24 protein-coding genes, 1 tRNA gene and 9 pseudogenes are annotated in these 26,760 nt (G+C 68.5%); 13 read left to right on the top strand and 21 right to left on the bottom strand.

Going from position 1 to position 26,760, the window contains the following annotated elements; all coding sequences use genetic code 11:
* Positions 1 to 91: 91 nt before the first annotated feature.
* On the bottom strand, positions 92 to 991 hold the full coding sequence (locus tag AB0L95_RS39500; protein WP_365171106.1) for a MarR family winged helix-turn-helix transcriptional regulator: 900 nt from the start codon (positions 989 to 991) through the stop codon (positions 92 to 94).
* Between the two features lie 258 nt (positions 992 to 1,249).
* Positions 1,250 to 2,194: a helix-turn-helix domain-containing protein gene (locus AB0L95_RS39495; RefSeq protein WP_365171103.1), complete on the bottom strand. Its 945-nt coding sequence runs from the start codon at positions 2,192 to 2,194 to the stop codon at positions 1,250 to 1,252.
* A 250-nt stretch (positions 2,195 to 2,444) separates the two neighbouring features.
* On the opposite strand from AB0L95_RS39495, the gene AB0L95_RS39490 reads away from it, so the two are divergent.
* Both AB0L95_RS39490 and AB0L95_RS39485 read left to right on the top strand, forming a co-directional pair.
* Entirely contained in the window at positions 2,445 to 3,911 is a 1,467-nt protein-coding gene (locus AB0L95_RS39490) for an MFS transporter (protein ID WP_365171101.1), read from the top strand.
* A gap of 559 nt (positions 3,912 to 4,470) precedes the next feature.
* Positions 4,471 to 5,178 carry a tetratricopeptide repeat protein gene (locus AB0L95_RS39485; RefSeq protein ID WP_365171099.1) on the top strand — a complete coding sequence of 236 codons (708 nt, stop codon included), beginning with the start codon at positions 4,471 to 4,473 and terminating at the stop codon, positions 5,176 to 5,178.
* A gap of 167 nt (positions 5,179 to 5,345) precedes the next feature.
* Here AB0L95_RS39485 and AB0L95_RS39480 read toward each other — a convergent pair whose 3' ends face one another.
* From AB0L95_RS39480 to AB0L95_RS39470, 3 genes are all read right to left on the bottom strand, one after another.
* Entirely contained in the window at positions 5,346 to 6,215 is an 870-nt protein-coding gene (locus tag AB0L95_RS39480) for an MBL fold metallo-hydrolase (protein ID WP_365171110.1), read from the bottom strand.
* A gap of 306 nt (positions 6,216 to 6,521) precedes the next feature.
* Positions 6,522 to 7,082: a TetR/AcrR family transcriptional regulator gene (locus tag AB0L95_RS39475; RefSeq protein WP_365171097.1), complete on the bottom strand. Its 561-nt coding sequence runs from the start codon at positions 7,080 to 7,082 to the stop codon at positions 6,522 to 6,524.
* Positions 7,083 to 7,196: 114 nt separating this feature from the next.
* Positions 7,197 to 8,099, bottom strand: a complete 903-nt coding sequence (locus AB0L95_RS39470) for a polysaccharide deacetylase family protein (RefSeq protein ID WP_365171095.1) — start codon at positions 8,097 to 8,099, stop codon at positions 7,197 to 7,199.
* Positions 8,100 to 8,296: 197 nt separating this feature from the next.
* Between AB0L95_RS39470 and AB0L95_RS39465 the strand changes: the two genes are divergently transcribed.
* Entirely contained in the window at positions 8,297 to 9,073 is a 777-nt protein-coding gene (locus AB0L95_RS39465) for a class I SAM-dependent methyltransferase (RefSeq protein ID WP_365171093.1), read from the top strand.
* Between the two features lie 153 nt (positions 9,074 to 9,226).
* On the opposite strand, the pseudogene AB0L95_RS39460 reads toward AB0L95_RS39465, so the two are convergent.
* From AB0L95_RS39460 to AB0L95_RS39450, 3 genes and pseudogenes are all read right to left on the bottom strand, one after another.
* Positions 9,227 to 9,358, bottom strand: a pseudogene (locus AB0L95_RS39460) (ion transporter); the annotation flags it as partial.
* Position 9,359: 1 nt separating this feature from the next.
* Complete coding sequence (locus tag AB0L95_RS39455) at positions 9,360 to 10,280, bottom strand: undecaprenyl-diphosphate phosphatase (RefSeq protein ID WP_365171091.1); 921 nt, start codon at positions 10,278 to 10,280, stop codon at positions 9,360 to 9,362.
* Positions 10,281 to 10,662: 382 nt separating this feature from the next.
* Positions 10,663 to 11,925, bottom strand: a complete 1,263-nt coding sequence (locus tag AB0L95_RS39450; RefSeq protein ID WP_365171089.1) for a DUF418 domain-containing protein — start codon at positions 11,923 to 11,925, stop codon at positions 10,663 to 10,665.
* A gap of 142 nt (positions 11,926 to 12,067) precedes the next feature.
* Here AB0L95_RS39450 and AB0L95_RS39445 point away from each other — a divergent pair.
* Positions 12,068 to 12,258, top strand: a pseudogene (locus AB0L95_RS39445) (CoA-transferase); the annotation flags it as partial.
* A 260-nt stretch (positions 12,259 to 12,518) separates the two neighbouring features.
* Here AB0L95_RS39445 and AB0L95_RS39440 read toward each other — a convergent pair.
* The 4 genes and pseudogenes from AB0L95_RS39440 to AB0L95_RS39425 form a co-directional block, all read right to left on the bottom strand.
* Positions 12,519 to 12,986 carry an SRPBCC family protein gene (locus tag AB0L95_RS39440; protein WP_365171087.1) on the bottom strand — a complete coding sequence of 156 codons (468 nt, stop codon included), beginning with the start codon at positions 12,984 to 12,986 and terminating at the stop codon, positions 12,519 to 12,521.
* A gap of 145 nt (positions 12,987 to 13,131) precedes the next feature.
* Positions 13,132 to 13,407 carry a hypothetical protein gene (locus tag AB0L95_RS39435; protein ID WP_365171085.1) on the bottom strand — a complete coding sequence of 92 codons (276 nt, stop codon included), beginning with the start codon at positions 13,405 to 13,407 and terminating at the stop codon, positions 13,132 to 13,134.
* Between the two features lie 508 nt (positions 13,408 to 13,915).
* Positions 13,916 to 14,086, bottom strand: a pseudogene (locus tag AB0L95_RS39430) (enoyl-CoA hydratase-related protein); the annotation flags it as partial.
* Positions 14,087 to 14,593: 507 nt separating this feature from the next.
* The gene (locus tag AB0L95_RS39425; protein WP_365171083.1) at positions 14,594 to 15,676 is read right to left on the bottom strand and encodes a HoxN/HupN/NixA family nickel/cobalt transporter; all 1,083 of its coding nucleotides are present in this window, start codon (positions 15,674 to 15,676) and stop codon (positions 14,594 to 14,596) included.
* Positions 15,677 to 15,880: 204 nt separating this feature from the next.
* Between AB0L95_RS39425 and AB0L95_RS39420 the strand changes: the two are divergent.
* Positions 15,881 to 16,112: pseudogene (locus AB0L95_RS39420) on the top strand (tRNA (adenosine(37)-N6)-threonylcarbamoyltransferase complex transferase subunit TsaD); the annotation flags it as partial.
* Between the two features lie 186 nt (positions 16,113 to 16,298).
* Here the strand turns inward: AB0L95_RS39420 and AB0L95_RS39415 are convergent.
* Positions 16,299 to 16,372, bottom strand: a tRNA-Met gene (locus tag AB0L95_RS39415).
* Positions 16,373 to 16,547: 175 nt separating this feature from the next.
* Between AB0L95_RS39415 and AB0L95_RS39410 the strand changes: the two genes are divergently transcribed.
* The 3 genes from AB0L95_RS39410 to AB0L95_RS39400 all read left to right on the top strand — a co-directional run bounded on the left by AB0L95_RS39410 (position 16,548) and on the right by AB0L95_RS39400 (position 18,983).
* Positions 16,548 to 16,841, top strand: a complete 294-nt coding sequence (locus AB0L95_RS39410; RefSeq protein WP_365171081.1) for a hypothetical protein — start codon at positions 16,548 to 16,550, stop codon at positions 16,839 to 16,841.
* A 263-nt stretch (positions 16,842 to 17,104) separates the two neighbouring features.
* Positions 17,105 to 18,358: a hypothetical protein gene (locus AB0L95_RS39405; protein WP_365171079.1), complete on the top strand. Its 1,254-nt coding sequence runs from the start codon at positions 17,105 to 17,107 to the stop codon at positions 18,356 to 18,358.
* A gap of 382 nt (positions 18,359 to 18,740) precedes the next feature.
* Complete coding sequence (locus AB0L95_RS39400; RefSeq protein ID WP_365171077.1) at positions 18,741 to 18,983, top strand: hypothetical protein; 243 nt, start codon at positions 18,741 to 18,743, stop codon at positions 18,981 to 18,983.
* Positions 18,984 to 19,011: 28 nt separating this feature from the next.
* On the opposite strand, the pseudogene AB0L95_RS39395 reads toward AB0L95_RS39400, so the two are convergent.
* Positions 19,012 to 19,212: pseudogene (locus AB0L95_RS39395) on the bottom strand (integrase core domain-containing protein); the annotation flags it as partial.
* A 19-nt stretch (positions 19,213 to 19,231) separates the two neighbouring features.
* Between AB0L95_RS39395 and AB0L95_RS39390 the strand changes: the two are divergent.
* Complete coding sequence (locus tag AB0L95_RS39390) at positions 19,232 to 19,543, top strand: hypothetical protein (protein WP_365171075.1); 312 nt, start codon at positions 19,232 to 19,234, stop codon at positions 19,541 to 19,543.
* A 250-nt stretch (positions 19,544 to 19,793) separates the two neighbouring features.
* Here AB0L95_RS39390 and AB0L95_RS39385 read toward each other — a convergent pair.
* Positions 19,794 to 20,123: pseudogene (locus AB0L95_RS39385) on the bottom strand (transposase); the annotation flags it as partial.
* A 150-nt stretch (positions 20,124 to 20,273) separates the two neighbouring features.
* On the opposite strand from AB0L95_RS39385, the gene AB0L95_RS39380 reads away from it, so the two are divergent.
* Positions 20,274 to 20,570: a DUF6545 domain-containing protein gene (locus tag AB0L95_RS39380; RefSeq protein ID WP_365171108.1), complete on the top strand. Its 297-nt coding sequence runs from the start codon at positions 20,274 to 20,276 to the stop codon at positions 20,568 to 20,570.
* Positions 20,571 to 20,684: 114 nt separating this feature from the next.
* Positions 20,685 to 21,248 carry a hypothetical protein gene (locus AB0L95_RS39375; protein ID WP_365171073.1) on the top strand — a complete coding sequence of 188 codons (564 nt, stop codon included), beginning with the start codon at positions 20,685 to 20,687 and terminating at the stop codon, positions 21,246 to 21,248.
* Positions 21,249 to 21,498: 250 nt separating this feature from the next.
* Here AB0L95_RS39375 and AB0L95_RS39370 read toward each other — a convergent pair whose 3' ends face one another.
* On the bottom strand, positions 21,499 to 23,601 hold the full coding sequence (locus tag AB0L95_RS39370) for a protein kinase (RefSeq protein ID WP_365171071.1): 2,103 nt from the start codon (positions 23,599 to 23,601) through the stop codon (positions 21,499 to 21,501).
* Between the two features lie 430 nt (positions 23,602 to 24,031).
* Positions 24,032 to 24,181: pseudogene (locus AB0L95_RS39365) on the bottom strand (transposase); the annotation flags it as partial.
* Here AB0L95_RS39365 and AB0L95_RS39360 point away from each other — a divergent pair.
* A pseudogene (locus AB0L95_RS39360) lies at positions 24,125 to 24,367 on the top strand (hypothetical protein); the annotation flags it as partial. The pseudogenes AB0L95_RS39365 and AB0L95_RS39360 overlap by 57 nt on opposite strands.
* Positions 24,368 to 24,425: 58 nt before the next feature.
* Positions 24,426 to 24,725 (top strand): transposase, encoded by a 300-nt coding sequence (locus AB0L95_RS39355; protein WP_365171069.1) that lies wholly within the window; start codon positions 24,426 to 24,428, stop codon positions 24,723 to 24,725.
* 67 nt (positions 24,726 to 24,792) lie between these two features.
* Here AB0L95_RS39355 and AB0L95_RS39350 read toward each other — a convergent pair whose 3' ends face one another.
* From AB0L95_RS39350 to AB0L95_RS39335, 4 genes and pseudogenes are all read right to left on the bottom strand, one after another.
* On the bottom strand, positions 24,793 to 25,119 hold the full coding sequence (locus AB0L95_RS39350) for a hypothetical protein (protein WP_365171067.1): 327 nt from the start codon (positions 25,117 to 25,119) through the stop codon (positions 24,793 to 24,795).
* Positions 25,116 to 25,430 carry a hypothetical protein gene (locus tag AB0L95_RS39345; protein WP_365171065.1) on the bottom strand — a complete coding sequence of 105 codons (315 nt, stop codon included), beginning with the start codon at positions 25,428 to 25,430 and terminating at the stop codon, positions 25,116 to 25,118. Before AB0L95_RS39345 ends, AB0L95_RS39350 begins: the two co-directional genes overlap by 4 nt.
* A gap of 318 nt (positions 25,431 to 25,748) precedes the next feature.
* Positions 25,749 to 26,219: pseudogene (locus AB0L95_RS39340) on the bottom strand (hypothetical protein).
* A gap of 144 nt (positions 26,220 to 26,363) precedes the next feature.
* A partial coding sequence (locus tag AB0L95_RS39335) for a group II intron maturase-specific domain-containing protein (protein ID WP_365171063.1) occupies positions 26,364 to 26,760 on the bottom strand: 397 nt, incomplete at its 5' end.

Genomic DNA, 26,760 nt, shown 5'->3' with positions numbered 1-26,760 from the left:
CCGACAACGCGGCGAGGTGCCGTGCCTGGGGGCACCTCCCAGCCGCCAGGCTGGGGGAGTCGCGGGCCAGACGGGACTTTCGAAACACGCCCTAGGGCGTCTTAGGGGTGAGTCGTTTTTCGAACCAGTAGTGGGCGTAGGGCTCGTCGTTGAAGGCGGGGACCTCCGTGTACCCGCTGTTCCGATAGAGGCGAGTGGCCGTCTCCAGGGCTTTGTTGGTGTCGAGCCGCACCAGATCGCTGCCGTGCCGGGCGGCGCGTTTCTCAAGTTCGGACAGGAGACGCCGGCCCAGGCCGAGCCCTCGGACCCGGGGGCAGACCCACACCCGCTTGATCTCGGCGGGTGCTCCGGCCGGCAGTTTGAGCCCGGCACAGCCCACCGGCTCGCCGTGCAGCCGGGCGACGAGGAACAGACCGCGCGGCGCGCGCAGTTCGCCCGGGTCGGGCAGCAGGCTGTTCGCGGGGTCGAAGCCGCCATCGAAGAGTTCCTGCAGTTCGGCGGCGTAGGACCGCAGGCAGTACGCGGCGTCCGGGTGGTCGGGGTCGAGTACTTCCAAGGAGACCACCGAGGCGGTCAGCAGCCGCTCGACCTCTGCCATGGCCGAGGTCAGCCGGTCCCGCTGCCGGGTATCGAGCGGGGCGAGGAGCGATGCGGCGAGTGCGTGGCTGCGCTCGTCGAGAACGGCGCGCTCGGCCCGCCCGGCTTCGGTCAGCCGCACGGTGCGTACCCGCCGGTCGTGGGGGTGGGGCTCGACGGCGACGAGGCCGTCGCGCTCAAGCGCCCGCAGCAGCCGGCTCACGTAGCCGGAGTCGAGGCCGAGCCGGGCTCGTACGCCGCGGACGTCATGCGTGCCCTCGTCACCGATCTGCCAGAGCAACCGAGCCTGCCCGTAGGGGCGCGCGCCGCCCAGATAGTGGTCGTTCAGCACTCCCACACGCTCGGCGACGGTCCGGTTGAAGCGCCGCACCTGCTCTACCTGCTCCGCCGTCATTCTCTGACCTTAGTCAGGCAATGAGGGTGGAGCAATCTGACTCTCCCTGAACTGCTGGACGAATGGACACGCCGTAGGCTCCTGCCACTTCGCGCCGCCATGCACCTCGAGGTCGACCGACAAGACCCGGGACGTGACGGGGAGACCACTGAGAAGGTCGGCTTCGATCTCATCCAGGAAGTGGGGCACGCCCTCGGTGAACTTGCCCCCGTAGGGCGGGGCCTCGGACCGCCGGTCACTCGCCGAACGGCCCCGGGGTCAGCCAGTGGTGGCGTGGGCCGGGGACGGTGAGTGGGTGGGGCATGGTTCCGGGGCCGACTCCGGGTGGTCCGCCGGTGTCGGCTCTGGTCGGAGAGCGGTGGAGTCCAGGCGAAGCATGGCTTCCTCGTCCGGGGTGCCGGGAACTGCCTGGTAGACCACCATGCGCTGGCCGCCCGTCCGGGCCAGTCGCATGACCTCGTAGGTCAGCGTCATCAGCCCCGCCTTCGGATGCCGGAAGGATTTCTGCCCGCCGCCCCGCTCACAGACGTCGTACCGCTCCCACAGCCGCGCGAACTGCGGTGACTTCAGCACAAGTTCACCGACGAGCGCGGTCAGTTCCGGATCGTCCGGGTCGGCGCCCGCGACCGCCCGCAGATGCGCCACCGAGAGCGCGACCGTCTCCTCCCACGGCTCGTAGAGAGTCCGGCCGAGCGGGTGGAGAAAGAGATAGCGGGTCAGGTTGCGCTGGTGCTCGGGCCAGTCCCAGAGCCCGGGCAGAAGCCGCCGGCCGGGCGGGTTCGCGGCCAGTACGCGGTTGTAGCGGCTCACCACATAGGCGGGCAGCGGTCGCACCGATTCCAGCATCCGCAGGACCGAGTCACGGACGGTGTGGTCCGAAGAGGCCGGCAGCTCGGAGACCCGACCGGAGGCCAACTCGGCCAGCTCGTGCAGGCGTTCATAACCATCGCCGCGCAGCCGCAGGGCGCGGCCGAGAGCGTCAACGACGGCGGGGGAAGGGTTGGCCTCCCGGCCGCGCTCCAGGCGGATGTAGTAGTCGACGCTCACCCCGGCCAGCGTGGCCAGCTCCTCCCGGCGCAGTCCTGGAGTACGTCGCAGGCCCGCGCCGACCGGGAGGCCGACATCCTCCGGGCGCACCTGCGCTCTACGGGCCTTGAGGTACCTGCCGAGCTCCGTGCCCCGTGCGTCCGCTGCTGCTGCCATCGAACCATTGTCGCAGGTGACCGGGGGGCGTGGGGGGCCGTGTCAGGGCCTGGAACGTGAGACCCCCGGCACAGCGCGGTCTGTCGTACGGCCGTACACGGACGCAGAGTTGAACCGGAGCGGGCGGCCCGGCCGACGGGGACCCAGGGGGTGCAAGGACACCGGACCGCGGTTCCGGCCGACTGCGGCCGCCCGCCCGGCCGTTTTTGACGGTCCGTCAACCACGACTACCACTTTCAAGGGATGAACCATGCCGATCAGCCCGACCCGGTTCACCACCACCGCTCAGGGACACGCCCCCGAGCCGTCGGCGACCACGTTCCGGCGACGACAGCGCGCCCGGCCCGCCGAGCCGCCCGCCGACGCCCCCGCCGCGCCGCGCCACACCGGCGTCGCGCTGGTCGCGTCGCTCCTCGGGTTCACAGTGATCACCATCGACGTCTCAGCCGTGAACATCGCGCTGCCCGCGATCCGGAACTCTCTGAGCGGCGGGATGGCAGGGCTGCAGTGGGTGGTGGACGCCTACACCCTGATGTTCGCGGCCTTGATGCTCTCCGCCGGCGCCCTCGCCGACCGCGCCGGTGCCCGCCGCGCGTATGCCTGGGGCGTCACCCTGTTCACCCTCGCCTCCCTGGGCTGTGCGCTCGCGCCCGGTATCAGCGTGCTCGTGGCCGCGCGAGTGGCCCAGGGCGGTGCCGCGGCGGTCGTGATGCCGGCCTCGCTGGCGCTGATCCGGCACGCCTATGAGGACGCCCGGGCGCGCGCCCGGGCCATCGCGCTGTGGACGGTCGGCGGCTCGGTCGCCATGGCCGCGGGCCCGGTGCTGGGCGGGCTGCTCACCGACTCGGCCGGCTGGCGGGCGGTGTTCCTGCTCAACCTCCCGGTGGGCGCCGTGATCCTCGCCCTGCTCGTCCGGGTACCGCGCTCACCGCGCCGGCCCGCCGCGCTGGACGGAGGCGGCCAGCTCACCGCGGTACTCGCTCTGGCCGGGCTCGCCTTCGCCGTGATCGAGGGCGGCCACCTGGGCTGGACCAGCGGCCCCGTGCTGGCATCCGGCGTGGTTGCCGTCGCCGGTGGGTACGCCTTCCGCGTGGTGGAGGCCCGGCACCGCCAACCCATGGTGCCGCTGAGCATGCTGACGAACCGTGAGGTGGCCGTCCCGCTGGCGGTCGGCTTCGCCGTCAACGCCGCCTTCTACGGCGGGATCTTCCTCCTCGGGCTGTACTACCAGCAGTTGCGCGGGATGTCGGGGATCGCGGCCGGGCTGATGTTCGTCCCGATGTCGGCGGTGGTGACGTCGACCAACCTGGTCTCGCCACGGCTGGCGGAGCGGATCGGACGACGGCCGGTGATCGTCGCCGGGCAACTGGTCTTCATCGTGGCGATGCTGGCCATGCTGCCGCTGGCCGCACACACCCCGATAAGGCTGGTGCTCGTACTGCTGCTGCCGCTCAGCATCGGCGGAGCGCTCGTGGTGCCCGCGCTGACCGCGCTGCTCATGGACGCCGTCCCCAAAGAGCGCGCGGGGACCGCGTCGGGACTGCTCAACTCCCTTCGTCAGACCGGCGGTGCGCTGGCCGTCGCCCTCTTCGGCGGACTGCTCTCCGGCCCCGCAGGCGGCTTCTCCCTATCGGGTATGCGCCTCGGCCTCCTCGCCATCGCCGGGCTCCTCCTCGCCACGACCGCCCTCTCCCGCCTCCTCTTGCCCCGCGGCTGACACCCGCGCATCCGCGCCGGGCCTTCCAGGTTCCCAACGATGTCGCCGTTCTCCGCGAACTGTCCCGCCTCCTCAAGCACGCCGTACCGTCCTCGTCCATGCCGCTCTCGGCCACTTGCCACATGGACTCAGTGGGTGTCGCCACCGGCACGCTCAAGGTGCCCGGCGCCGTGCTGCACCACCAGCTGCGCGGCGCCGGGCCGTTGCGACTGATCCCCGAGAGCGGCGAAGGGGGACGCCGACCGCAGCACCGACCTGATCGACCACCTCGCCGACGCCTGCACCGTGGTCACCTACGACCGCCGGGGCCTGCCCCGCAGCCTGCTCGACGCCCCGGAGCACGGTGCCGGACCCGACCCACGGGGACGCCGAGCCCGGCCCGAACCCGCAGCCGATGAACGAACGGCCCCCTCCTCGAACGGGCGTGCGCAGTCCGTATGCTCCGCGCATGAAACTCTTCCGGTCGCGCGGCCGAAACGGAGGTGGACCTATCACGAGATCGTTCCTGGCCCGGGCCACAGGCCTCTTCCATGCCGGGCGCTATGCCGAGGCCCGCGCGGTGGCTGCTGACCGGTCCGGGCAGTACAACGACAGCCATGGACCGCTCGCGCTGACCGTCGCCGCGGCGGCGACGAGCGCCCAGGGCCGCCACGCCGAGGCGCTCACCGAATACGACGCTCTGCTTCCCGTCTTCGGCAGGATCTTCGGTGCCGAACACTGGCAGACCCTGAAACTGCGCTCCGACCGCGCCCAGACGCTCAGCTTCCTTGGCCGGCACACGGAATGCGAAGCAGAGTGCGCGGCCCTCATCCGGGCCGCGGCCCACGGCAGGGGGTCGGAGACAGTGCTCGTGGACGCGGCCGCCCGCAACGGACAGATCTACGCCCTCAACGCGCAGTGCCGCCATCCGGAGGCCGAGACACTTGCCCGTGAGGCCCTCGCCGGCCGTCCCGTACGGGACCGGATAACCCTGGCCCTGCGGCTTGGCCTGGCCCGCAGTCTCAACGGCCAGGCCCGCTACGAGGAGGCTCTCGCGGAAGTGCAACAGATCGGCCGGCTGCGCCGCATCATGCCCGAGGAGCAGCGCCACCCCGAGACCGGCGCCGTCGAACTCGCCATGGCCACCGCCCTCCTGGGGCTGGGCCGCACCACCGAGGCCCGCATTCGGGCGGTGGCCGCCCACAAGGCCTGCCTGGCCGCTTTCGGCCCCGGCCACTACCGCACCGCCGAGGCCCGATCGCTGCTCGACCGCACCGACGGCGCCTGACCAGGCACGCCGCACCGGCTCACGGCTCCTGGATCCGCCCGCCACCACGAACAACCCGGGACCGTACTTCCAGGTGAGAGCACTCGACGCCCACGGAAGAGTCCTCGGACGCTCCAGCACCCTGTGACTCTCCGACTGACGACCGGGGGTCCGTCCGGGCCTCCGGATCAGGCCGTGGTGGGAGGAATCGTGGTGCCGGGCTCGGGGTGCAGACGGTATCGACTGCCGTCGGCGTGGATCGTGCCGGCGGTCGGGTGGGGGAAGTGGGTGCCCAGCAGCAGGCTGCCGGTGTCGGCGAGGTTGTCCAGGAGACGGGCTCGGCTGCGCACCGCCTGCTGTGTGTCGATGTCAACGCAGCTGGTGAGGTGGGGGTGTGACAGTTGCACGGGGTGGTGGATGCTGTCACCGGTGATCACGGCCGTGCGATCGGTGCCGCGTAGCTCCACGGCTACCTGTCCGGGCGTGTGACCGGGGGCGGGGACCAACCGGAGACCGGCGGCCACCTCGGTCCCCTGGTCGGGAACGTCGACGAGGTCGTACTGGCCGTTGTCGTGGACGGGATCGACCGAGTCGCGGAACATCTGGCGACGGGCATCGTCCAGCTCTGTCCTGGTCCAGTAGTCCCATTCGATGCGGCTGGTGAGGTAACGGGCGTGGGGGAAGGTCGGTTGCCATTCCCCGTCCAGGAGACGGGTGTTCCAGCCCACGTGGTCGGTGTGGAGGTGTGTGGTGATGACGAGGTCGACCGACTCCGGAGCGAACCCGGCTGCGGTCAGACGCCGCAGGTAGTCGGAGTGCAGGCCGTTCCAGGCGGGATTGGCGCGTGTCTTGTCGTTGCCGATCCCGGTGTCGACGAGGATGCGTAGCCCGCCGGACTCCACGGCGAAGGTGTGACTGGCCAGTCGAACGGTGTGGGCGTCGGCGAAGTGGGGCCGCAGCCAGGACGCCTCGTCGAGCACCTCGGTGGTGGCGCCGGGGAGCAGCCAAGGGCCGGTCCCCGGGGGCAGGGTGATCTCGTCGATGCGGTGCACGACGATGTCTCCGAGGCGCCACGAAGGACGGCTGTGACGAGTGGAGGTGGAGTTCACAGTTGATATCTCAGCTCTCAAGGATGCCGCTGGGGAGGGTCAGTGGCCGCGGCGATGTCTGCCGGTCGCCCGAGGTGGGCCGAGGTGGGCCGAGAGCCTGACGGCCTCCAGGAGCCTGTGGCACTGGGCAGGCACTTTCCGAGCGCTTAACGCAACCGATTTGCCTTAAGCAACTCTAGGCCAGGCTTGCCCCTAAAGCAAACCATTCGCTTTTAGCTTGCCGGACAGGCCCGCTCCAGTACGACTCCTACTCGCTCAGCGCGGCGTGACTGCCAGCGCCACCAGGCTGCGCGTGTAGGCGGCCGACAGGTCCGAAGGACGGAACAGGATGCGGTACATCAGCGGCGCGACGATGGCGTCCAGCATCGCCTCCACCTCGGGTACCGCCTCTCCGCGACCGGCGGCCCGCACCCCCATGGCCTTGAGCTGCTCGGCGGCGTAGTCGGAGCAGCGGGCGGCGTTGCCGTGCTCGGGATCGCCGAGGAGGGCGTCGCGGATGTAGGTGCGACCGATCGGCGAGGACATCTCTTCCGTGAACTGCTCCACCCATGCCTCCAGGTCGGCGCGCAGGGATCCGTGATCGGCGGGGGGCGCGTCCGGGCGGAGTCGCTCCACCGCCACATCGGACAGCAGCTCCCGCACATCGCCCCAGCGCCGGTAGATCGTGGAGGGGGTGACCCCCGCCCGCGCTGCGATCAGGGGCACGGTCAGCGCCTCGCGGTCGTTTTCGGCCTCAAGATCTCGTACGGCTTGATGAACGGCCTGCTGGACGCGCGCACTGCGCCCGCCGGGGCGTGCGGAAGATCGAGGACTCACACCTTCGAGCTTAACGCGAAATCATTGCTTCTGGTGGGCTCGGGTCTGCCGACCGGGCTCCCCCAACGGCGTCGTCAGGCCGTCGCCGCCTGCCCCGTTGTGCGTCCAGTCGGTTCAGTGACCGGTAGGCGGCTGGATGTAGTCCTCCAGGCGCGCCACTGAGAATCGCTGCTCCTGTATGCGCTTGAGCAGGTTGCCGAACATCTCCGTCATGGTGGCGCCCTTGAGCTCCGCCGGCCCGCGGAAGTGGGCAAGGATGATGTCGCCAGGCTGCAACTTCTTGTCCGGCCGCTGGTACTGCATGTTGCGGATCTGCATGGATTCGCGCCACCAGACGATCGCCCGCGGCCCGCACTCGCCCACCGCGAGCTTGGTGTTGGCGTTGTACGCGCCGTAGGGCGGGCGGAACAGCAGCGGCGCGGTGCCGTACTCCTTGGTGAGGATCCTCTGGTCGCCGCACACCTCCTCTTTCTGGCGGGCCAGCGGGACGGTGTTCATCGGGGGATGGTGCAGGGTGTGGTTCTGTATGTGGTTGCCCATCGCCTGCAGCGGCTTGAAGTAGCCGTAGTCCGACTTGATGGCGTCGTTCATCAGGAACATCGTGATCGGGACCTTCAGATCCCGCATCATCTGGATGAACCTGGGATCCTTCTCCAGTCCGTCGTCGACGGTTATGAAGACGACCTTCTGCGAGGTCGGTATGTGCGTGAAGACCGGGACCGGGCCGGTCGCAGAGAGTTTGACGGGCTTGTCGGCCGGGGGTTCAGGGGCCGCGGGCAACGGTGTCAGGCCCCACTTGTGCCAGGCGGCAGCGTCGTCAACGCGGCGCGGCACGCTGCTCGGGATGCCGCCGGTGGGCGCGGCCTGCCTCGTGGTGGCCGCCGGGCCGGTCGCGCTGCCCCCGCTCGCACCGCAGCCGCCGACTGCCAAGGCCGCCACGACCGCCCCCACCAGTGGTACACAGAACCTGCCACGCCTGTTGCGCCGCTTCACCGCGCCGGTCTCCCTGACTGCCATGTTGTTCTTGAAACTGCTGGGAAAGGTATCGCGCAGTGTGAAAGACGGGGTTCAGCAGGGGGTAAGGATACGACTAGGCGATACGCACCCCGTGGATCTGTAACTCCCGGCAGGTGAGTCGTCGACCGCCCGCTCCGGCGCGGCCACTCGGAAAATCGGTGTCCCCAAGGGCTGGACCATCCATACTCTGCGGGCTCATGGATGACACCACCGTCCCGCCGCGGCTGACCCGACTCACCTTCCACGGTCCGCTTTCCGAGGATCGGGCCGCAAAGATGATCTGCCGGCTCACCGCCCCAGCCGGCCCGACTACTCCGACCACCGTGCTCGACATCGGCTGCGGCTGGGGCGAGTTCATGCTCCGCCTTGTCGAGACGACGCCTGGCGCGACCGGCGTCGGTGTCGACCTCAACGAGCACGACATTGCCCGTGGACGCGCCAACGCCGAGGCCCGGGGGCTGACCGAGCGTGTCCGTTTCGTCGAGGAGTCCGCCACCGACACCGTCCGAGGCCCCGCCGACATCGTTCTCTGCTTCAGTGCCAGCCACGCCCTCAGCGATGCCCAGCCGCCCGAGCACACCGCAGCCGCACTGCATACCCTCCGCCGTCTGGTCGCCCCCGGCGGCCGTGTCCTTCTCGGCGAGGGTTTCTGGCAGCGCCCGCCCACTCCGGCAGAGGTGTCGGCCATGTGGCCGGACGCCTCCCCGTCCGAGTTCCACGACCTCGCCGGCCTCGTCGACCTCGCCGTCGCCGCGGGCTTCCGTCCCGCCTGGATCGAAACCGCCAACAGCGACGAGTGGGAGGAGTTCGAGTCCGCCTACCAGGCGGACGTCGAGGAATGGCTCGCCTCCCATCCTGCTCACCCCCTGGCGGAGGAGACCCGCGACCGCGTTGACCGCCACCGCAGCATGTGGCTCCGGGGCTATCGCGGCCTCCTGGGCCTGGCCTACCTGACCCTCGTTCCCGTGAACTGAGGGCGACAGGCCGGCCGAGGCCCGCGGTGGCGAGGCTGCCGGGCGAACCCTGGCCCAGTTGTTCGCCACAGCTCCGACAGCCTGACACCAGCAACATTGCGACGCTCATGCAATTCCGCCGCCCTGTCAGGGGGCGGACTCCCCGCGTCCGTTGCCGATGAGGACGTTGACGAGGACGAAGGAGGCGAGCAGTGCGTAGGAGGCGTGGTAAACGAGGCTCCAGCGGGAGACTTGCAGGCTCGCATGCGCCGCGTCGCCTGTGCCGTCCAGGGTCGTCAGGAGGAAGTCACCCGATGACGAAGTAGGCCAGACTGCCGAGTCCCGCCACGGAGCAGTAGATGGCGAACGGGACGAGGGTCCGGTTCTCGAAGTATCTGACCAGATAGCGGGTGGCGAGGTAGGCAGCCACGAAGGCGGCGATGCTTCCCGCCAGCAGCGGACCCCGCAGACCGTTGCCCTGGGAACCCAGCAGTGGGGGCAGCTTGAGCAGTGCCGCTCCGCCGATCACCGGTGTGGCGAGCAGGAACGCGAACCGCGCGGAGTCCTCGTGGTTGAGACCGCGGAAGATGCCCGCGCTGATGGTGGAACCGGAGCGGCTGATCCCGGGAAGGAGAGCGAGGATCTGGGCCGCGCCGATCGCCATCGCCTGCCGCAGGGACATCCCGGTGATCCGCTGGTCCGACAGCTCGTCCGGGGTGAGGTGCTCCTCGCCGGGCGCCGCTGAGGCTCCTGCGCGCCTGCGGCCCGTCCCGCCGCGTCGCAGCTGCTCGGTGACGAACAGCACGATGCCGTTGAGGGCCAGGAAGATCGCGGTCGGGACGGGCCGGCCCAGGGTGGTGCGGAACACCTTGTCGAGCGCGAGGCCGGCGACGGCGACCGGAACGCTGGCCGTGACGATCAGCCAGGCGAGTCGCTGGTCCACGGTCTCGATACGTCGCTGCGTGATCGATGTCGTCAGACCTCGGATCACACGCACCCAGTCCCGCCAGAAGAAGACAACCAGCGCCAGGGCGGTGGCCAGGTGGAGGCCGACCAGTTCGTTGAGGTACAGCGACCCGTCGGCGGAGACGTCCAGATCGTGTTTCCAGTGCCCGCCGAGGAGGGCTGGGATGAGGATGCTGTGTCCCAGGCTGGAGACCGGGAACAGCTCGGTGACGCCTTGCAACAGGCCGACGCCTATGGCTTCGGGATAGGTCAGGGCGGACAATGGCTGGCCTTTGACTCGATGGGTGCACGAGGCCGCCGCCGTGGACAACGCTCACAGCCCCTGCGGCAGGGCAGAAGCTACTGCACGCGTACAAAATTCAGGCAAGAGCAATTCATATTGTTCGCATCCTTGGCGACTCGTCACCAGGAACACCCCGCTTCGGCGACGTCACCCTGCGTGCCGAGGGCCGGAGGTGGGAACACGATCAGGGCAAGTGCCGGAACCGCGAGCAGCCACGCCCCCTCCGACAGCGACTGCTCGCGCCCCCTCGACCGCGGCTGCTCGCACTCCCCCCACCCGGTCAGCCAGGTCCGTCTTCGACCCGACCGCAGTCGACGACCTCGTAGCGCGACGCGGCCGCCCCGTCGGACGACTGAGCGTCTTACTTGATGTACCGCGTGGGCCGAGTGGCGGCGTGGAGCAGGTACTCAAGGGGGCCACGCCGGAACAGGCGAGTCCATACGGTGGCCAGGAGGGCGGCGGCTGCGATGAAGCCGAGCAGTACCGGCAGCCCGGACATGGTGTCGTCCTCCATCGCGGACAGGTACCAGACGTCGGTGAAGAACCAGAGGGCGACGATGTGAAGGACGTAGACGGTCAGCGCCGTCATGCCGACCGCTGCGACGGGCGTGGCCAGGCGTGTGAGGCGCGGCAGCCGGTCGGCGATGGTCAGGCAGGCGGTCACCACCAGAATGGCGACGCCCGTGTTGCCGAGGATGGAGAAGGTCGTCTGGCTGTGCGGTGCGGCGACCAGCAGCCAGGCGAGCGGGCTGTGGTCCGGGACGTCGCCGACGGTGTCGGACCACCACGCCGCCGATGCCGAACCGCCGTCCGTCGCGGCCGCGACGGCAAAGAGAGCGTGGGGGACCAGGTGCAGTGCGAGCCACGAGCCTCCGTAGCCGAGCGCGGCCAGCACCCCGCCGGTCAGGGCCAGCCGGGATCGGATGCCGGGCCGAGTGAGGTCGAGCCGGGCCACCGCCATGCCGGCGAGCAGGAACGGTATCCACGTGACGACCGGATACGACCCGGTGAACAGCAGCTCGACGAACCCGTCCGTGCCGCTGATCCAGGCCAGCGGGTCCCGGGCGATGACGGCGTCAGCCCAGTGTCCTCCCTCGATCGACGCCCGTATCACGTACAGAACCTGCGGCAGGATCAGCGCAGCTGCGGCGGCGAGCAGCGCGAGTGTCCCTGCTCGCAACCGGTACAGCGGGAGGACGGCCAGGAAGAGCAGCCCGTAGAAGCTGAGGATCACCTCGATCGACGTGCCCAGGGCAGTCAGGGCATAGCCGAGCGCCAACAGGACAACGGAGCGGATCGCGATCCTGGCCACCGCCTGACGCCCGGAGCGCCCGGTGCGGGGATGCGGACGACCGGTGATGATGATCAGCGAGAAGCCGGCGAGCAGCGCGAAGAGGGCGGACGAGCGACCCCGTGCCAATTCCAGCAGGAAGCCCACCGGGCCGCCCACCGTCACGTCGGGGCCGACATGGGCGGCGAACATGCCGAAGACGGCGAGCCCACGTGCCAGGTCGATCCCGATCAGCCGCCCCGTGGACGGCGTGCCGGCGGGGGCGGAGGAGCGAACCGACTCATGTTCACGCGTCGCCTGTGCAGGCACAGCCGACAATACGTTCTGCGTCATGCCTTCAGGGTTGACAGTCCGCCCGCCGCAGCCATCCCGGCAGCTTTCCGGAAGTATCCCCCCGACCGGCCGAAACTCCCCCTGCCAACCGACGGGACTCCGGCCGCCGACTGGCGGGAGGCGCATCCGGACCATCACTGACGGCTACGACGGGGTACGCATCTTGCGGAGTGTGCGGGTGTCGCGGAAGGGTGACCTGGCGAACTGGGCCATGCCGGGAAGATGATCACGGGGATCGGCGGGGCTATGGATCCGGCGCACGGCGCCCGTACGATGATCGTGGTGATGCCCCACACCGCCAAGGAGGGCAGCCCGAAGATCGTCACCGAGTGCCCCTCCCGCTGACGGGCGGTGACCGCAGCGTGCTCGGGGAAGCCGAGCCACATCCCCGCTGCGACCAAGCGGCCCTCTCACGAACTGCTGGCAGACCTGCCCCTCTCGGCGACGATGACCAACTTTCCGTCAACGCGGTCAAGGTCCTCATCTACGACGACGCGTCAGCGCTTCCCCTGGCACGTCTGAGCCAGATGATCCGCATCACGCTCATGAAGCTGACAGCCACTCTGCTCGGCCCAGGGCACAGCTGAACCGAGTCAGTCGGCCGCTTCGACGTACGACGCCAGATTGGCCAGCGAGGAGGCGATCCCGGCTTCGTGGGCCACTGGGTCGATACCGGGTGGCACGTCCGTGGCGGTGACGGTCACCTCGGTCCCTTCACCGACGGCAGTGAGGTGCCAGGTCATCGTCATGGTGCCCGCGTACGCCGGGTCGTCCGCCTCGAACACCGCCCGCTGCACCACGCGTTCCGGTGGCAGCAGGGCGGCAAACCCGACGTCGACGACATCCGTCGCATCCGACGTCTTACCAGGGCTGTCCACGGGGTCGAGGTAGGTGAGGACCATCCGGAACCCGCCACCGGGCCGGGGATCCCACCGCTCGACTCGCCCGCGCATGCCGTCCGGCGGCAGCCAGGCTTCGAGGGACTCCCGGTCCAGGAGGGCACCGTAGACGGTCGCCGGTGGTGCCGCGATCAACCGGCTGGCGCGGTCTGTCCTGCCCATGGGCCGATTCTAGGGCTGGGGTCCCGCCAGGCCCATCCTCATCGGCCAACCCGCCGAAGAAGCGAACCAGGACATCCGCTGAACTGCCCCCCTCGCCCCCGGCGAGGGGGGCAGTTCAGCGGATGTCGACCCGTCGATCAGCGCACTAGCTGCAGATGATCACGGACGCGGAATCCTTGTAGACGAGAGTCCTACCGGCCCGGGTCACCTCGACATGGGTGGTGTACCTGCCGCAGAAGTTGTTGATCGACACCTTGACGGTTCCGGCAGTCAGCGTGGAGCACTTCCCCGCGACGGGGATGTCCGGCGTGGCCGGGTGCGTCTGAAGAAGCGAGACACACATCTTGGTGTCCACCGGGTTGGGGCCCTGCAGAGTGGCCTCGGCGTAGATCTTGCCGCTCTTGAGGTACGGATTCTTCACCGCCACATACGGAGCCGCATCAGCCGATCCAGCACCAAGGGCGACGGCCAACGCGGCAACCGCCACCACCGAGAGACTGCGCTTGATTGCGATGACACACACTCCTCACCCCCCGTAGGGGCAATTGATTCTTGCCATGCCCCGGTCAAGGGCACGCCGCGATCATAGCGGAAATGCACCCACAAACCGGGAGAAGTTCGTGGAAATCGGCGGAGGGCTCGGAGTGTTGTTGTGGCGGCTCGTCGATCAGGGCACGCCCAAAACTGCGTACGGCCTTGCCAGGTCCTCTGCTCCCTGTCGGAGCAACACTTACCCCGCCGTCCACAGCACCGCCGCCACCGCGGCCGGTCTGTGCGCCGCAATCGGAGGAACATACAGCAAGCATGTCTCCTGCATCACGAGTGGGCTGCCTTGGCGACGACGGAAACGGACAGGACGTGCGCGGACCGGCCCGCCCGGCGCGATCTTCCCGCCGCGCCGGACGAGACAGCCCTGGGGTGCCCTTGGGTCAGCGGTCGCGGAACTCCATCGGTCGCTTGTCGACGAAGGCGGCCATGCCCTCCTTCTGGTCGACGGTCGCGAACACCGCCTGGAAGAGGCGCCGTTCGAAGCGGACGCCTTCCGTGAGCGTGGTCTCGAAGGCCCGTCCGACCGCTTCCTTCGCCATCATCGCCACCGGCGTCGGTCGGCGTACGCAGCTGCCCGAGCCGGTCCCAGGCGACGAACCAGTAGGCGAGGTACATGTCCACGTAGCCCTGCGATTGCACGCCAACGGCAGAGGCACCTGATTGCCGATCAGGCGTTGGTCCTGGGACTCCGGCCGTGTCGCCGTGGAAGCGGAGGCTGTCGGCCCATGGGTCGCCACGACAGGGGCGGAGATGTGGGAGGTGCTGTGTCGTCGGCGGGCTACGACACTCCGCGACCGGTTGAGCCGCGCGCCCTGTTGAGGCGGACCGGCCCGCGCTGCACCGCTGGGCGACTGCGCGTCCCGACCGCGCTGACAGCACCGGACCGTCACCTGTCCGTGGCCGAGATCGACACCGAGCTGACCCGAGAAGGGTCGAGGAGCTGACCGGACCGCGCCCCGGCTCCTCGGGTTCACTGCTGTTCCACGGCCGCTGTGCCCGCTGTTGAACGGCAGCGCGCCGCCGGCCGGGGAGCACCGCTCGCCCCAGGGTCTCTGCCCCTATTCGGCGGGCAGTTCCGCCGACGCAGAACGGGCCATGCCCGCCTCCCACTTCTCCTCGATGCGACCCACCTTCCACACCACCACGGCGACGGCCCAGGTGGCGAAGAACAGGCCGACGATGACATAGCCGACGATGTTGAGGTCGAGCCCGGAGATCCAGTCCCAGAACGCACCGTGCAGGCCGGCCTTGTCGGCGACCAGGCCGAGCAGTTCGACCGTACCGATGATGAGGGCGACGGCGACAGACAGCCCGGTCATGGTGAGGTTGTAGTACACCTTGCGGACGGGCTTGGAGAACGCCCACTCGTAGGCGAAATTCATGAACGAGCCGTCGATGGTGTCGAGCAGCGACATGCCGGCCGCGAAGAGGATCGGCAGGCACAGGATGGCGTACCAGGGCAACCCGGAGGCCGCGCCCGAGCCGGCGAGCACCAGGAGCGCGACCTCGGTCGCGGTGTCGAAGCCGAGGCCGAAGAGGACACCCAGCGGGTACATCTGCCACGGCTTGGTGATGGTCTTCATCAGACGGCCGAGCAGGCGGTTCATGAACCCGCGGTTGTTGAGCTGCTCCTCCAGGGCCGCCTCGTCGAACTGGCCGCCCCGCATCTGCTGGAAGACCTTCCAGATGCCGAACATGATCACCAGGTTGATGATCGCGATGAGGTAGAGGAACGTCCCGGAGACGGTCGTGCCGATCCAGCCGGTGATGTTGTGCAGCTCGGAGTTGTCGTTCTCGACGGGCCCGGCCAGTGCCTTCACGCCCAGGGAGAGCAGGAAGGTCAGGGCGAAGACGATCGTGGAGTGACCGAGGGAGAACCAGAAGCCGACCGACAGCGGGCGCTTGCCCTCCCCCATCAGCTTGCGGGTGGTGTTGTCGATCGCCGCGATGTGGTCGGCGTCGAAGGCGTGCCGCATGCCGAGGGTGTATGCGGTCACACCGATGCCTATGCCGAACGTCTTGGTGCCCACGCTGTAGTGCTCGGGCGCGACGATCGCCACCAGCGTGAACCAGCCGATGACATGCAGCGCCAGGATGAAGGCAGCCATCCCGCCGGCGTTGGCCCATTCCTTGCGGGTCATCGACCTGCGGACGCGGTGCCACGAGAGACCTCGCCCCAAACCCGTTGCTGCCGGGCTCGTGGGAGCGGAATCAGGTGCGGGGGTCATGGGGGTGCTGGCCTCACTTCTCGTCGAGCTGCTGCTTCGGCCGCATTCTTCAGGCTTCTGCATCCTTGTTGCAACTACAACGAACCTGCGGCAAAGAGCGGGTCAAGTCGCGACACGGACGAGCACGCCCGCCACGGCGGCGTCATGCCCGAGATCGCCGCCCGCGCCCGGTGGTCCAGCGGGCCCTGGACGAGGCCGGGCTCACGCCGTCCGACATCGACGGGTTCGCCGTCATCACGGAGCCGGGGCTGTCCGGCGCGCTCCAGGTCGGCCTGGCGGGCGTGAAAGGCATCGCGTACGCGCGGGGATGCCCTTGTACGGCGTCCATCACCTCGCCGGGCATGTCGCCGACCGTCCGGTGGCGACGTTGCCGCCCGCCGGCACGGTGAAGGTGTGTGCCGACGGGTGCACCAGCCCGGCATCGGCACAGATCACCAGCCACGAAGCCCCTGGAGCTTTGGTTCGCCTGAGGATCGGGGTCGAGCGGGTCCAGACGCAATGAAGGCCCGGTGGATACCGGGCCTTCACGTGTGAGTAGCGGGGACAGGATTTGAACCTGCGACCTCTGGGTTATGAGCCCAGCGAGCTACCGAGCTGCTCCACCCCGCGTCGGTACGCTGAACTGTACGGCATCGATCCGGCTGGGCCGAATCGGCCTAGGGTGCGGCTCTTCCAGAGTGACCAGGGCGAACATGCAATGACGTCGTATCCGTCCTGTCGTGGGCCTGGCTCCGGTGCCTAGTAACGCCGTACCCCGGTCGGGTTGCGGCAGTAGGTTGTGCCGATGACCGAATCCCTGCACCCCGGCGGCGCTGTGCTCGATACGGACGAACTGGGGGCCCGCTGGGCGGGCGCCTGGCGTCCGGAACACGTCGCGGAGCGGTTGGACGGGGTCGGTGTGCCCTGGTGCATCGCGGCGGGACGGGCGCTGGATCTGTTCCGCGGGGAACAGTCGCGGCCGCACGGCGATCTGGAGATCGCGGTGCCCGCGGCGGGGTTCCCGGAGATTCGGCCCCCCTTCCCCATGTGCGTGGTTGACGCGGCGGCTCGGGGCGGGTCTGGCCTGAGGGCGCCGTGACGCCTGCGGGCGTTGAAGTACGCCTGTAGTGGGCAGGTCAAGGTGCGCCCGGGGGCGGGGGGCCTCGGAGGTTGGCGAAGGCGGCGGCCGGGTGGGGTGGTGGGGCGGCGGAGACGCGCTGCACACCGGCCACCGTGAGGACGGCTGATCTTACGTGCGGGTTGTACGCCAATGAGCTGATTGACCTCCAGAGGCATGGTGCGCTTGTATCCCCAGGTGCCCTCGGCGTAGGGCCGGGAGAAGACGGTTTCTTGGGGGGGAACATGTCCAAAGCCGCCAGAGCCGTGCGCGCGGCGGGTGGGGCCGCGCTGGTCACGCTGCTGTCCCTGGCGACCGTGCCGGCAACGGGGGCGGGGGCGATGGCCGCCGAGCGGGTGCCGCGCGTTGAACGCATCAGCGTCTCCGCCGACGGCACTCAGGGCAATGGCGACTCCCTGGCCCCGTCGATCAGCGCCGACGGACGGTACGTCGCCTTCGCGTCCGATGCGACCAACCTCGTACCCGACGACACCAACCACCTGAGCGGTGTCTTCGTCAAGGACGTACGCACCGGCCGCATCGTGCGGGTCACCGCCCAGAGCGCGGGCGCGCCCGCAGACGCCGAGGCCTACCAGCCGTCCCTCAGTGCCGACGGCCGCTATGTGGCGTTCACATCGGAGTGGTCCTACCCCGTGCACGGCGGGCCGCCCGGACGGCAGTCCGACGTCTACGTCCGCGATCTTCGCACCGGCCGTACCACGAAGGTCAACATCGGCCTGGACGAGGGCTTCGGCATCGTCTCGCGCGACCCGTCCATCAGCGCCGACGGACGGTACGTGGCCTTCGTGGCCGGGGCTCTGCCCTGGTTCTCGGCGAGCCTGCACGGTGACGTCTACGTCTACGTACGCGACTTGAGGACCGGCACGACGCGGCGGGCGAGCGCCGCACCGGGCCCGAACGGGGACCGTGAAGCGTTGGCACCGCACATCACCCCGGACGGGAGCGCCGTCGCCTACTCGACGAACCGGCCCCATGTGTCCGGAGCGAACGTCGGATACCTGTACGCGTGGCGACGCGTCACCGGGCGCGCCGAACGAGTCGACGCCACCTACGACGGCAGCGAGACCTCTCCGAAGCCCTCGCAGTTCGCCGGGATCAGCGCCGACGGCAGATACGTCCTGTTCAACTCCCCATGGAACACGATGGTTCGCGGCGCCCGGCACACCGGCGGCTACCTGCGCGATCTGGTCGCGCACCGTACGCGCACGGTCGACGCGCCGGGCGACCCGACGGTGGATACGGAGGCAGGCGCATTCCTGGGCACGAGCCGCGAATACGTCCTCGCGACGGACGACCACGAGTACGTACGCGACATGCGGTCGGGCCACACGCGATCGCTCCTGCCCGCCGACACCGGCATGCAGTACCCCGTCTATGACGGGCACGCGCGCGTGGCGGCGTTCCAGTCCTTCAAGAAGGACTGGGTTCCAGGGGACACGAACGGCGTGGGGGACGTCTTCCTCGTGCGTCTGCGGTGATGGCGGGAAGGAGCGCGATCCGAGGATAGAACGGCGGCGGGCGAGAACCGCTCACGCGGGCGACGACCCCGTTGTATCCGATGCCCAGGCACGCCGCGCCTGGCGCACCTGGGCGCGGGCCACCAGGAGCACCGCAGCCAGGCGCAGTGCGATCGCTCGCAAGATCGTTGACCAGTTCGCCCACCCCGACGCCCCCTACCATCAGCGCCGCAAGGCACAGCTCCTGATCGAACAGGGCGAGAAGCAGCGCTCCCCGGACTGGGACCGGCTCTATTCCGCGCTGACCGAAGTCTGCTCGCCTCGGCCGGCGGCTCGTGGCCAACGCATCGAACGGAGCATCGGCACGCCCACACTCCCTGCTGGCGTTCAGGAGGCCATCGCCATGTGGATGCTCCGCCACAAGGTGAGCCGCCTCCTCGCCGCAGAAGGGGTGCCCGAGACCGCACTCGTCGAGGTCCGAGCTGAGCACCGCGTGCACTGGCGGTCGTACGAAGCTCAGCGGCAACAGTTTCAAGCGCAGGCCACGAACCCAGAACTGTTCGCGAGACCTGCAGATCTGGAGGAGCAGATCAAGCAGCACGTAGAGGGCTTCGACCCGGTCGTCGGACACATACTCGGAACTTGACCAACCAGCATTCGCCGAGGCCCGAGCCCTAGGTGTATTGCCCTGAGAAGTTGGGGACGCGGCTGGCGGGTGGTTGGCCTTTGAGTGTGGTGTGTCCGCGGTGGTGATTGTAGGTGTGCAGCCATTACGGGAACGCGTCGCGTCGCTCGGCTTCTGAGCGGTAGGGGCGTTCGTCCGGCAGGGTGCGGTTGAGGCGTTCGACCTTGCCGTTCGTCTGCGGCCGGTAGGGCAGCAGCTCGCCCCCGTACTTGAGCCAGCGCATCACCGCGCTCGAAGATCTGCTTCTTCTCCGGATCGGTGTCCTTGTCCGGGTCGAGCAGGAGATAGGGCTTGAGCTTGTACAGTTCGGTCAGCTCGGTCTCCAGCCCCTTGAAGGAGGCGCCCTCGTCCTTCATCGCGTCACGGGTGACGTAGAGGAAGACACCCACGCCGAACCCAGCTTGGCGGACTTGAGCGCGAACTCCTTCAGGCAGGCGGGCCGTTCCAGCAGAGGCTGGGAACTGCAGCCGGCGTACTGCGCCACCTTGGCCGCTATCTCCAGCAGCGCGGGGTCCGGCTGACTCTTCGGGGCGGGGGCCTGCCGTGGCGGCCGTGCCTGCGCCCGCGTCTACGGTCAGGCACAAGGCGGTCGCAAGCGTGACGATTCTTCTGTTTTATGTGCAGGTTCGTGTGTACCTCAGGGCGCGGACTCCGGCGCCCCGTTCGACGGCGCGGGTCCGTGCTTCCCCCGGGGCGGTTGGACCGCCCTCGTGTTGCGTGCGTGTCGAACGCGTGGTCGCAATTACCGTAGATCGTTACCACCGGTCATCTTCAACTCAACCCCGTATGCCGCGACATAGCGCTCCGCACTAGGCGGTTTCGTTTGGACCAGCGAGCGGACCAGAGGAAGATGCCTGCGATGTGGAGGCCAGCGAGGGAGATGGTTACGGTCTTCTCGTAGCGGGTGGCGATACCGCGCCACTGCTTCAGGCGATTGATGCACCGCTCGACGGTGTTGCGTTGCTTGTAAGCGTCCCGATCGAAGGCTGGGGGCCTGCCGCCTCTGCTGCCCCGCCGCAGCCGGTGACCTTGTTGGTCCAACGGGACCAGGATCACCGCTCGGATGCCGCGCTTGCGGAGGTGGTTGCGGATCCCGCGGGAAGGGCGCCTATCTGCCAGGGCTGACGATGCGGAGGATCGCCGATCTGCCCCGGTCATCGCCCTGGATCCCCCGCCCCGACCAAAGCTGGCGCGCTGGCGTCCTGGCGTCCTGGCGGCCTGCACTACCGCACCTACCGACTCGTCATCTAAATCCGCGATGCACGTCAAGAGCTGATCCAGCAGCTTGGCCCGGCCCTGATCAGCGCGAGCACGACTTCTCCGGCAACCAGCCGCGAGCAACTCGCAGCCGCAGAGGCCTCAGTGCTCCATAGAGCCCCGGCCGCCCGGTCCTCCGGCCACGTCCGACCGGCAGAGTCCATGACGACAGGCCCTGCCCCGATGGGCGGCAGCGACCTGGACGAGGAACTGCGCTGGTTCGCAGACGTCTCACAGGCCTTCACCCAGCCGCCCGCCTTTGACACCAGCGTGACCAGCAGCGCCCCTTGAGCCAGGTCCCGGGTCGGGCAACGAGCGGCAACCTCGCTCTCTCCTGAACGCCCGCGACCCCACGTGCCCAAACCCGCCTGCGATCCCGCTCTTCATCCACACGGAGAAAACCAAATGACGCGAACCGCTAGCACCATCACGGATGTCCTGCAGCCCCGCAACGTGCTCCTGGCCGGCCTGGTCGGCCTTGGCTTCGCTACGACGCGCAGCCTGTCCGGTGCAGCGTGGGGCCTGTTCGCCACCCTGTGTGCCGGGATCGTTCCTGCCTCCTACATCCAATGGGAACGCAGGCGCGGGACCTGGGGCGATCGACATGTCGTCGACCGCCGCCAGCGCCCTCGGATCTTCGCGGTGATTCTGGCCTCCATCGGAGTCGGCTCCACTGTGATGATCCTCGCCAACGCCCCAACCGGCGTCTTGACCGCGATGATCGCGCTGTGGCTGATGACGGTAGTGCTCCTCACCGTCAACTCCGTATGGAAGATCAGCGTCGACTCCGCTGTGGCATCAGCGGTCGCCTCAATGCTCGTAGTGCACTCACCCGTGTGGCTCCTGGCCTTCACGCTGGTTGTCGCCGTGTGCTGGTCCCGAGTCGCCCTGACCTACCACACCGTCGCTCAGACAGTGGCCGGAGCCTCTCTCGGTGCGGCCACGGCGGGGGTGTTCGCACTGCAGTAGCTGTCCGGCGGACGAACTCCGTCTCGCCTCTCGAGAGAATCTGCTCCACATCGGAACAGGCGTGCCGGTCTGGCGAAATGCGAGCTCAGAACGCAGGTTCCGTCTCCCCTCGGTGTCGCCCCCGCCCCCGAAGTGGCCTGCCGGAGCCGCCTCAGCGGCCTCTTCGTCCCGAACCACCGGCGGCAAGCTGCCGAGGGCAGCTCACGTGATCCGCGTGGGTGCCGTCGATCTCCAGTGCTCGTCGCTGCCCCTACAGGCCCGATTCAGTCGCGCCGGTGGGCGAAGCCGTACTCGCCGCAGGAGCGAGGAAGGAACGGAGCCGGAGGTCGGGTGCGGGAGCGATGATGACGTCGCCGAGGGTGACGAGTCGCGGAACGGGTCCGATGAACTCGTTTGCACGGGCAGTCCCCTTCGGGGACCGGTTCTGCCACAGGGCACCGCCGGTGCGCCGGTCCAAAGCGATGACCGTTCCGTCCTGGGACAGGAAGTGGACGCGGTCACCGTCGACCGACGGAGCGGAGAGTTCGTCCTGCAGTGTGGTTGAGGACCACATTCGTCTCCTCGCGGAGATGTCATAGGCGCTGACCACACCCGTGTCGCTACGGGTGTAGAAAACGTCCTCCATCACGCCAAGCAACTCCTCGGGAGCCCCCAACCCAAGAGACTTCACCGCACCGGTCCTGCGGTCGATGCGGATCAGCCTGGTCACCTCCGTGCCGGAGGTCGAGGATCCCGTGGCGTACACGTAATTCCCGGAGACGGTGACGACATCGGCTCCCTGAGGGACATCACGAAGCCAGAGGAGCGTACCGTCGCCCTGCGTGATCTCTCCGACCTGCGTGGGGCGTCCGCTTGCGTCACGCTTCGCCACGTAGACCCTGTCGATGGATTCTCCGGTGCCCGGGGAAAGCAAGTCCCAGCCCGGATCAGCGGTCCACATGCGTTCCATGCCCACCGGCTCTCGTGCGGTGATTGCTCCGTTCTGCGAGCAGAACAGGGTGTCGACGGCGACGACGCATCTCTCGGCGTCGGCGATCTGCTGTTCACGCATGGGTTTGCCGGTCTTTGCATCGAACGTCCAGACCCTGTACGAATCAGTCTGTTCGGTGCTGAGACTTTCGCCGACCACGACAGCCTCCTGCGTCACGCCGAGGAGGGCGGGGAGTCCGTGGTCGTTCGTGGTCCGCCGCCAGAGCACCTTCCCCGTGCGCGGGTCCAGACGGGCCGCCAGAGTGGCGCCTTCGGTGCACCACAGCGCGGCGGACTGGTAGCGGCAGGTGGGCGAGCCGTCAGGCAGACCGTTCGCCAACTGGGTGGTCCAAGGCTTCCAGCCCGGCAGGTGGACCGGTGTCGAGGTCGTTCGAGGGGTGGCGGCGGACGGCCGAGCTCCGTCCGCCTCACCGCCCTTGGACTGGGGCCACCACAGCCATGCGCCGACCACCAGCGTCGCGCATACCGTCGCCGACAGCGTCAACGCGCCGCTGCGCAGGCGTTTACGACGTGTCTGCGCGAGGGCTGCATCCCGGGCCAGCGCGTGCTGGGTGCGCCGCTCACGCCGAGACGACAGCAGAGCCAGCAATGCTTCCGGATCGGGCCGTGCGGAGGGCTCTTTGCGCAGGCACGGTTCCACGACCGGACGGAGTGACTCCGGCAGCCCGGAGAGGTTCGGTTCCTCGTGGACCGCGTTCCAGGCGATCGCATAGGGGGTGTCGGCGTCGAACGGACCGTGCCCGGTCGCCGCGTAGACCAGCACCGAACCCAGCGCGAAGATGTCGGCGGACGGCCCTGCTGCACGAGGATCCCGGAACTGTTCGGGCGCCATGAACAGCGGGGTCCCCATCATCTCGCCGCTCTGTGTCAGAGCAGTCCCGTCCACGATCCGGGAGATTCCGAAGTCGATGACCCTGGGCCCGTCCTCGGCCAGCAGAATATTGCCCGGCTTGAAGTCCCGGTGCACCAAGCCGACTCGATGGATGTCCCGCAGCGCCTCGCAGAGCCCGGACGCCAGTTGCCAGACCTCGTCGGCGGGTAGCGGTCCTCGCTCTTTCACCGCGTTGTCCAGAGAGGGACCGGCGACGTACTGCGTGGCCATCCACGGGACATCACCGGTTGTGTCCGCGTCCAGTACCGGCGCGGTGAACGCGCCACTGACTTGCCGGGCCGCCTGGACCTCACGGGCGAATCTCTCGCGGAACCCCGGTCTCGCAGCGAGGTCCTCACGGATGACCTTCACGGCCACCGCCCGTCCGGACGGAGAGTAGGCAAGATATACCTCCCCCATCCCGCCGGCACCCAACAACTCAGCCACCTGGTAGTGCCCCAGAGCGGCGAGGCGCCTCTCTCCCCTGTCCATCCCCACCCCCGAGCCAACGATCACACAAATGGCGGGGGCCACCATAGCGGGGCCGGGGGCGTCTCATGAACCCTCGGCAATTGCGACCGCAGCGGCGCGAAACGGCGTCCCATTCTCGACGAGGTCCACCGCGCGGCCGTGAGTCCTGCTGCCTCGGCCCCGACAATGATCACTCGTTCGGCTACAACCCAACCGCGACGTGCAACTCCACGAGCATCGACCCATGAGACCGCACACGAAGAAGGTGCCCTTACAGCCGAAAACCACTGACCGCAACCCCTGCCCATAGACGTCGCTTCTTGCGGTGCGACTAGGGCTGTTGGGCCTATGCGCCGGCCCACCCTGCGGCGTTCGAGTAGGACTCGTAGGAGTAGCGGGTGCTGCGGTCCCACTCCTCGCCCGTGATGCGTCCGTATGCCTCGTCTGGTACGCACCAGGAGGTGCTGCCCGATCCGAGGGCGGCGACGAACGAGTAGGGCCAGCCGGGGATCATCAGGTGCTGGTCCCGGCCGCGGCCGTAGGTGTGGCAGAACAGCCTGTCCGCGCTGCACGGCGCGTCTGGCCGCAGCCGGTTGCTCACGAGGGTCCGCAGGATGCTGGTCGGGACGCGGAGCCGACGGCCGGTGCGATCGACTCGCAGTCGGTCAAGGCGGATGCCGTCGTCGGATCGGACAGCCGTGGCTTCGACGGCGGCAAGCTGATCAACGGGCGCGAGCGGCACGGCGTGGTCGACACGCTCGGCCTGCTTCTGGGCATGATGGTCACCGCCGCGGACACCGGCGACCGCACCGCCGCCCAGGTCCTGCTGCGACACGCTGGCCGACGTGCACCACCGGCTGGCCCTCATCTGGGCCGACGGCGGCTACACCGGCAGCCTCGTCGAGTACTGCCTGGCCGCACTCGCGCTGGTCCTGGCGATCATCAAACGCAGCGACGGCCAGAAAGGCTTCGTGGTGCTGCCCAAACGGTGGATCGTCGAGCGGTTCTTCGCCCACTTGATGCGCACCCGCCGCGTGGCCCGCGACTTCGAGCGCCGCACCACCAGCGCCGAAGCGATGATCTACTGGTCGATGACCCTGCTCATGACCCGCCGCCTGGCCCGGCCACGCCCAAAGCGAGCGTGAAACCGGCCAGGCTGCGCGTTGCGTGCATGCGGGCGAGGAGGAAAACCCGCTGTGTCTAGGGGGCGGCTCAAGCGCTGAAGGCCATGGTGCCAAGGATGAAGCCGAGCACCATGCCTGCAACCGAAAGGCCCATGGCCAGGGCGGCGTGCGGCTCCTTCCGCTTCATCGCGAGAGCTGACAGCACGATCGCGAGGGGCCCAAGAACGATGGGGAAGAAGAGCAGAGATACCGCTGCGCAAGCAAAGGCGCCCCAGACAAAGCTCGCCGACCCACCTCCGCTTGGCTCGCCATAGGCGGTGCCGCACTCCGGGCAGAAGGTCTTGACCGTCTGCGTGAGAGTTCCACAAGCGGAGCAGAGCTTGGTCGGGGACTGTTCAAACGGTGCCGCGCTCATCCGAAGCTGGCCTTGGCCGTCGCGAGGATCTTCTTGTTCGGGCTGGCGAACAAGGCATAGAGGTTGTCAACTGCCGCAGTCGAGCGGAGCGTCAGTTGAGTGTGACCTGACTGCGCACTCGGCACGACGGTAATCGTCAACTCGCCGTTGGTCGGAAACTTCTTGTAAGCGCCAGCCACCTGCCCGAGGACCGTACTCGTCTGCACGTCCTTGAATCCGGCGGCTATGAGGCCCTTGGCGCAGCGGGTGAGCCACTCGTCACGCTCTCCAGCGACGACCAGGGTCTCCTCCACGCTCTTACGGATTGCCACTTGACTCCTCTGCGGCCAAACATCGAGGGAAAGTATGAAGAGTGTGGCGATTGTGGACCTTCCATGGAAGTGGCGTTGCTGTATCGTGATCTTGAGTGATGCATCGTGAGATCATTTCCTACAAACCCCTGAGGGCCGTGCGACGCGTCAACGGACCGGGCAGCGGCACAGCTCTCTGAGCAAGGCAGAGAGTCATACGTGCCCCCTGCGTGCCCGATCCGGGAGCACCAGTCGGGGAGTCCCGGTGGCACCTGGCCCGCGACTTCGAGCGCCGCACCACCAGCGCCGAAGCGATGATCTACTGGTCGATAACCCTGCTCATGACCCGCCGCCCGGCCCGGCCACGCCCAAAGCGAGCGTGAACCGGCCAGGCGCCGACTCGGCCACCCAGCCGCGCGCCACCAGGCGTTTCGCCTTCGACCGCAACGCCTCCACCCGTGCCGGCACCACGTCCATGCCGACCACGGCGGCCATCTCCTGGCAGAATCAGCGGCACTTGATGGAGCCGGACCCGGTCCGCGAGCGCCTGCAGGATGCGCTGGTAATCCACCGACAGCACCGACCAGGCCAGCGCCTCACGCCACACCGGCACCTGCGACTTCGGCCTCACCGCATGTCGGGGCGCCGACTGCGCGTCAGCATCCGCCTGCGGGCGATCGCCCACTCCTGCCATTCCAACTCGGCCGCGGCCAACTCGGCCTGGATGCGGTCGGCCTCCCCACGCAGCCCGTCGGCTCGCCGGCGAGCGGCCGGCTCGCGCTGTTCCAGCAGTCCGACAACCGACGGCATCCGCGACCTCCCAGGGAACGACGACGCGACAGGCCACCACTCCCACCGAATCACCGATCCTATGCCTAGCGAGTAGCCGGGAGGGATCTCACCTCCCGGCTCTCTCAGAACCGTGCGTGAACCTCTCGATTCACACGGCTCCCATCACCCGGTCGTTCGAGGCCGGAGGATTCGCCAGTGGGCGAAGAGCCCCGGGTAGAGCTTGGCTGTCCTCTCCAAGCCCTGCCACGCCCGGCTCCGGCGACGCCGGAGCCGCTTGTACTTCTGCGTGGCCCATCGCATCAGGTACTGATCGATGCCCTTCAGGCTCGGGACCAACGCCGACGGATAGAACCGGCCGTAGTAGTTGATCCATCCCCGCACGATGGGATTGATCTCCCGTGCGAGGTCTGCCAGGGACGATCCACTGCGCTGGTGCAGCCGCCATCGGCGGATCTGCGCCCGGATGCGCTTGGCCGCCTCGTCGCTGATCGCCGGGTTGAAGCCGAAGAAGTAGCTCCCCGTCTTCGACCGGACTTTCCGCGAGCGGAACGTGTATCCG

The organism is Streptomyces sp. NPDC052036 (assembly GCF_040680495.1).
GTDB lineage: Bacteria > Actinomycetota > Actinomycetes > Streptomycetales > Streptomycetaceae > Streptomyces.
This window is presented reverse-complemented; position numbering and strand designations above follow the sequence as displayed.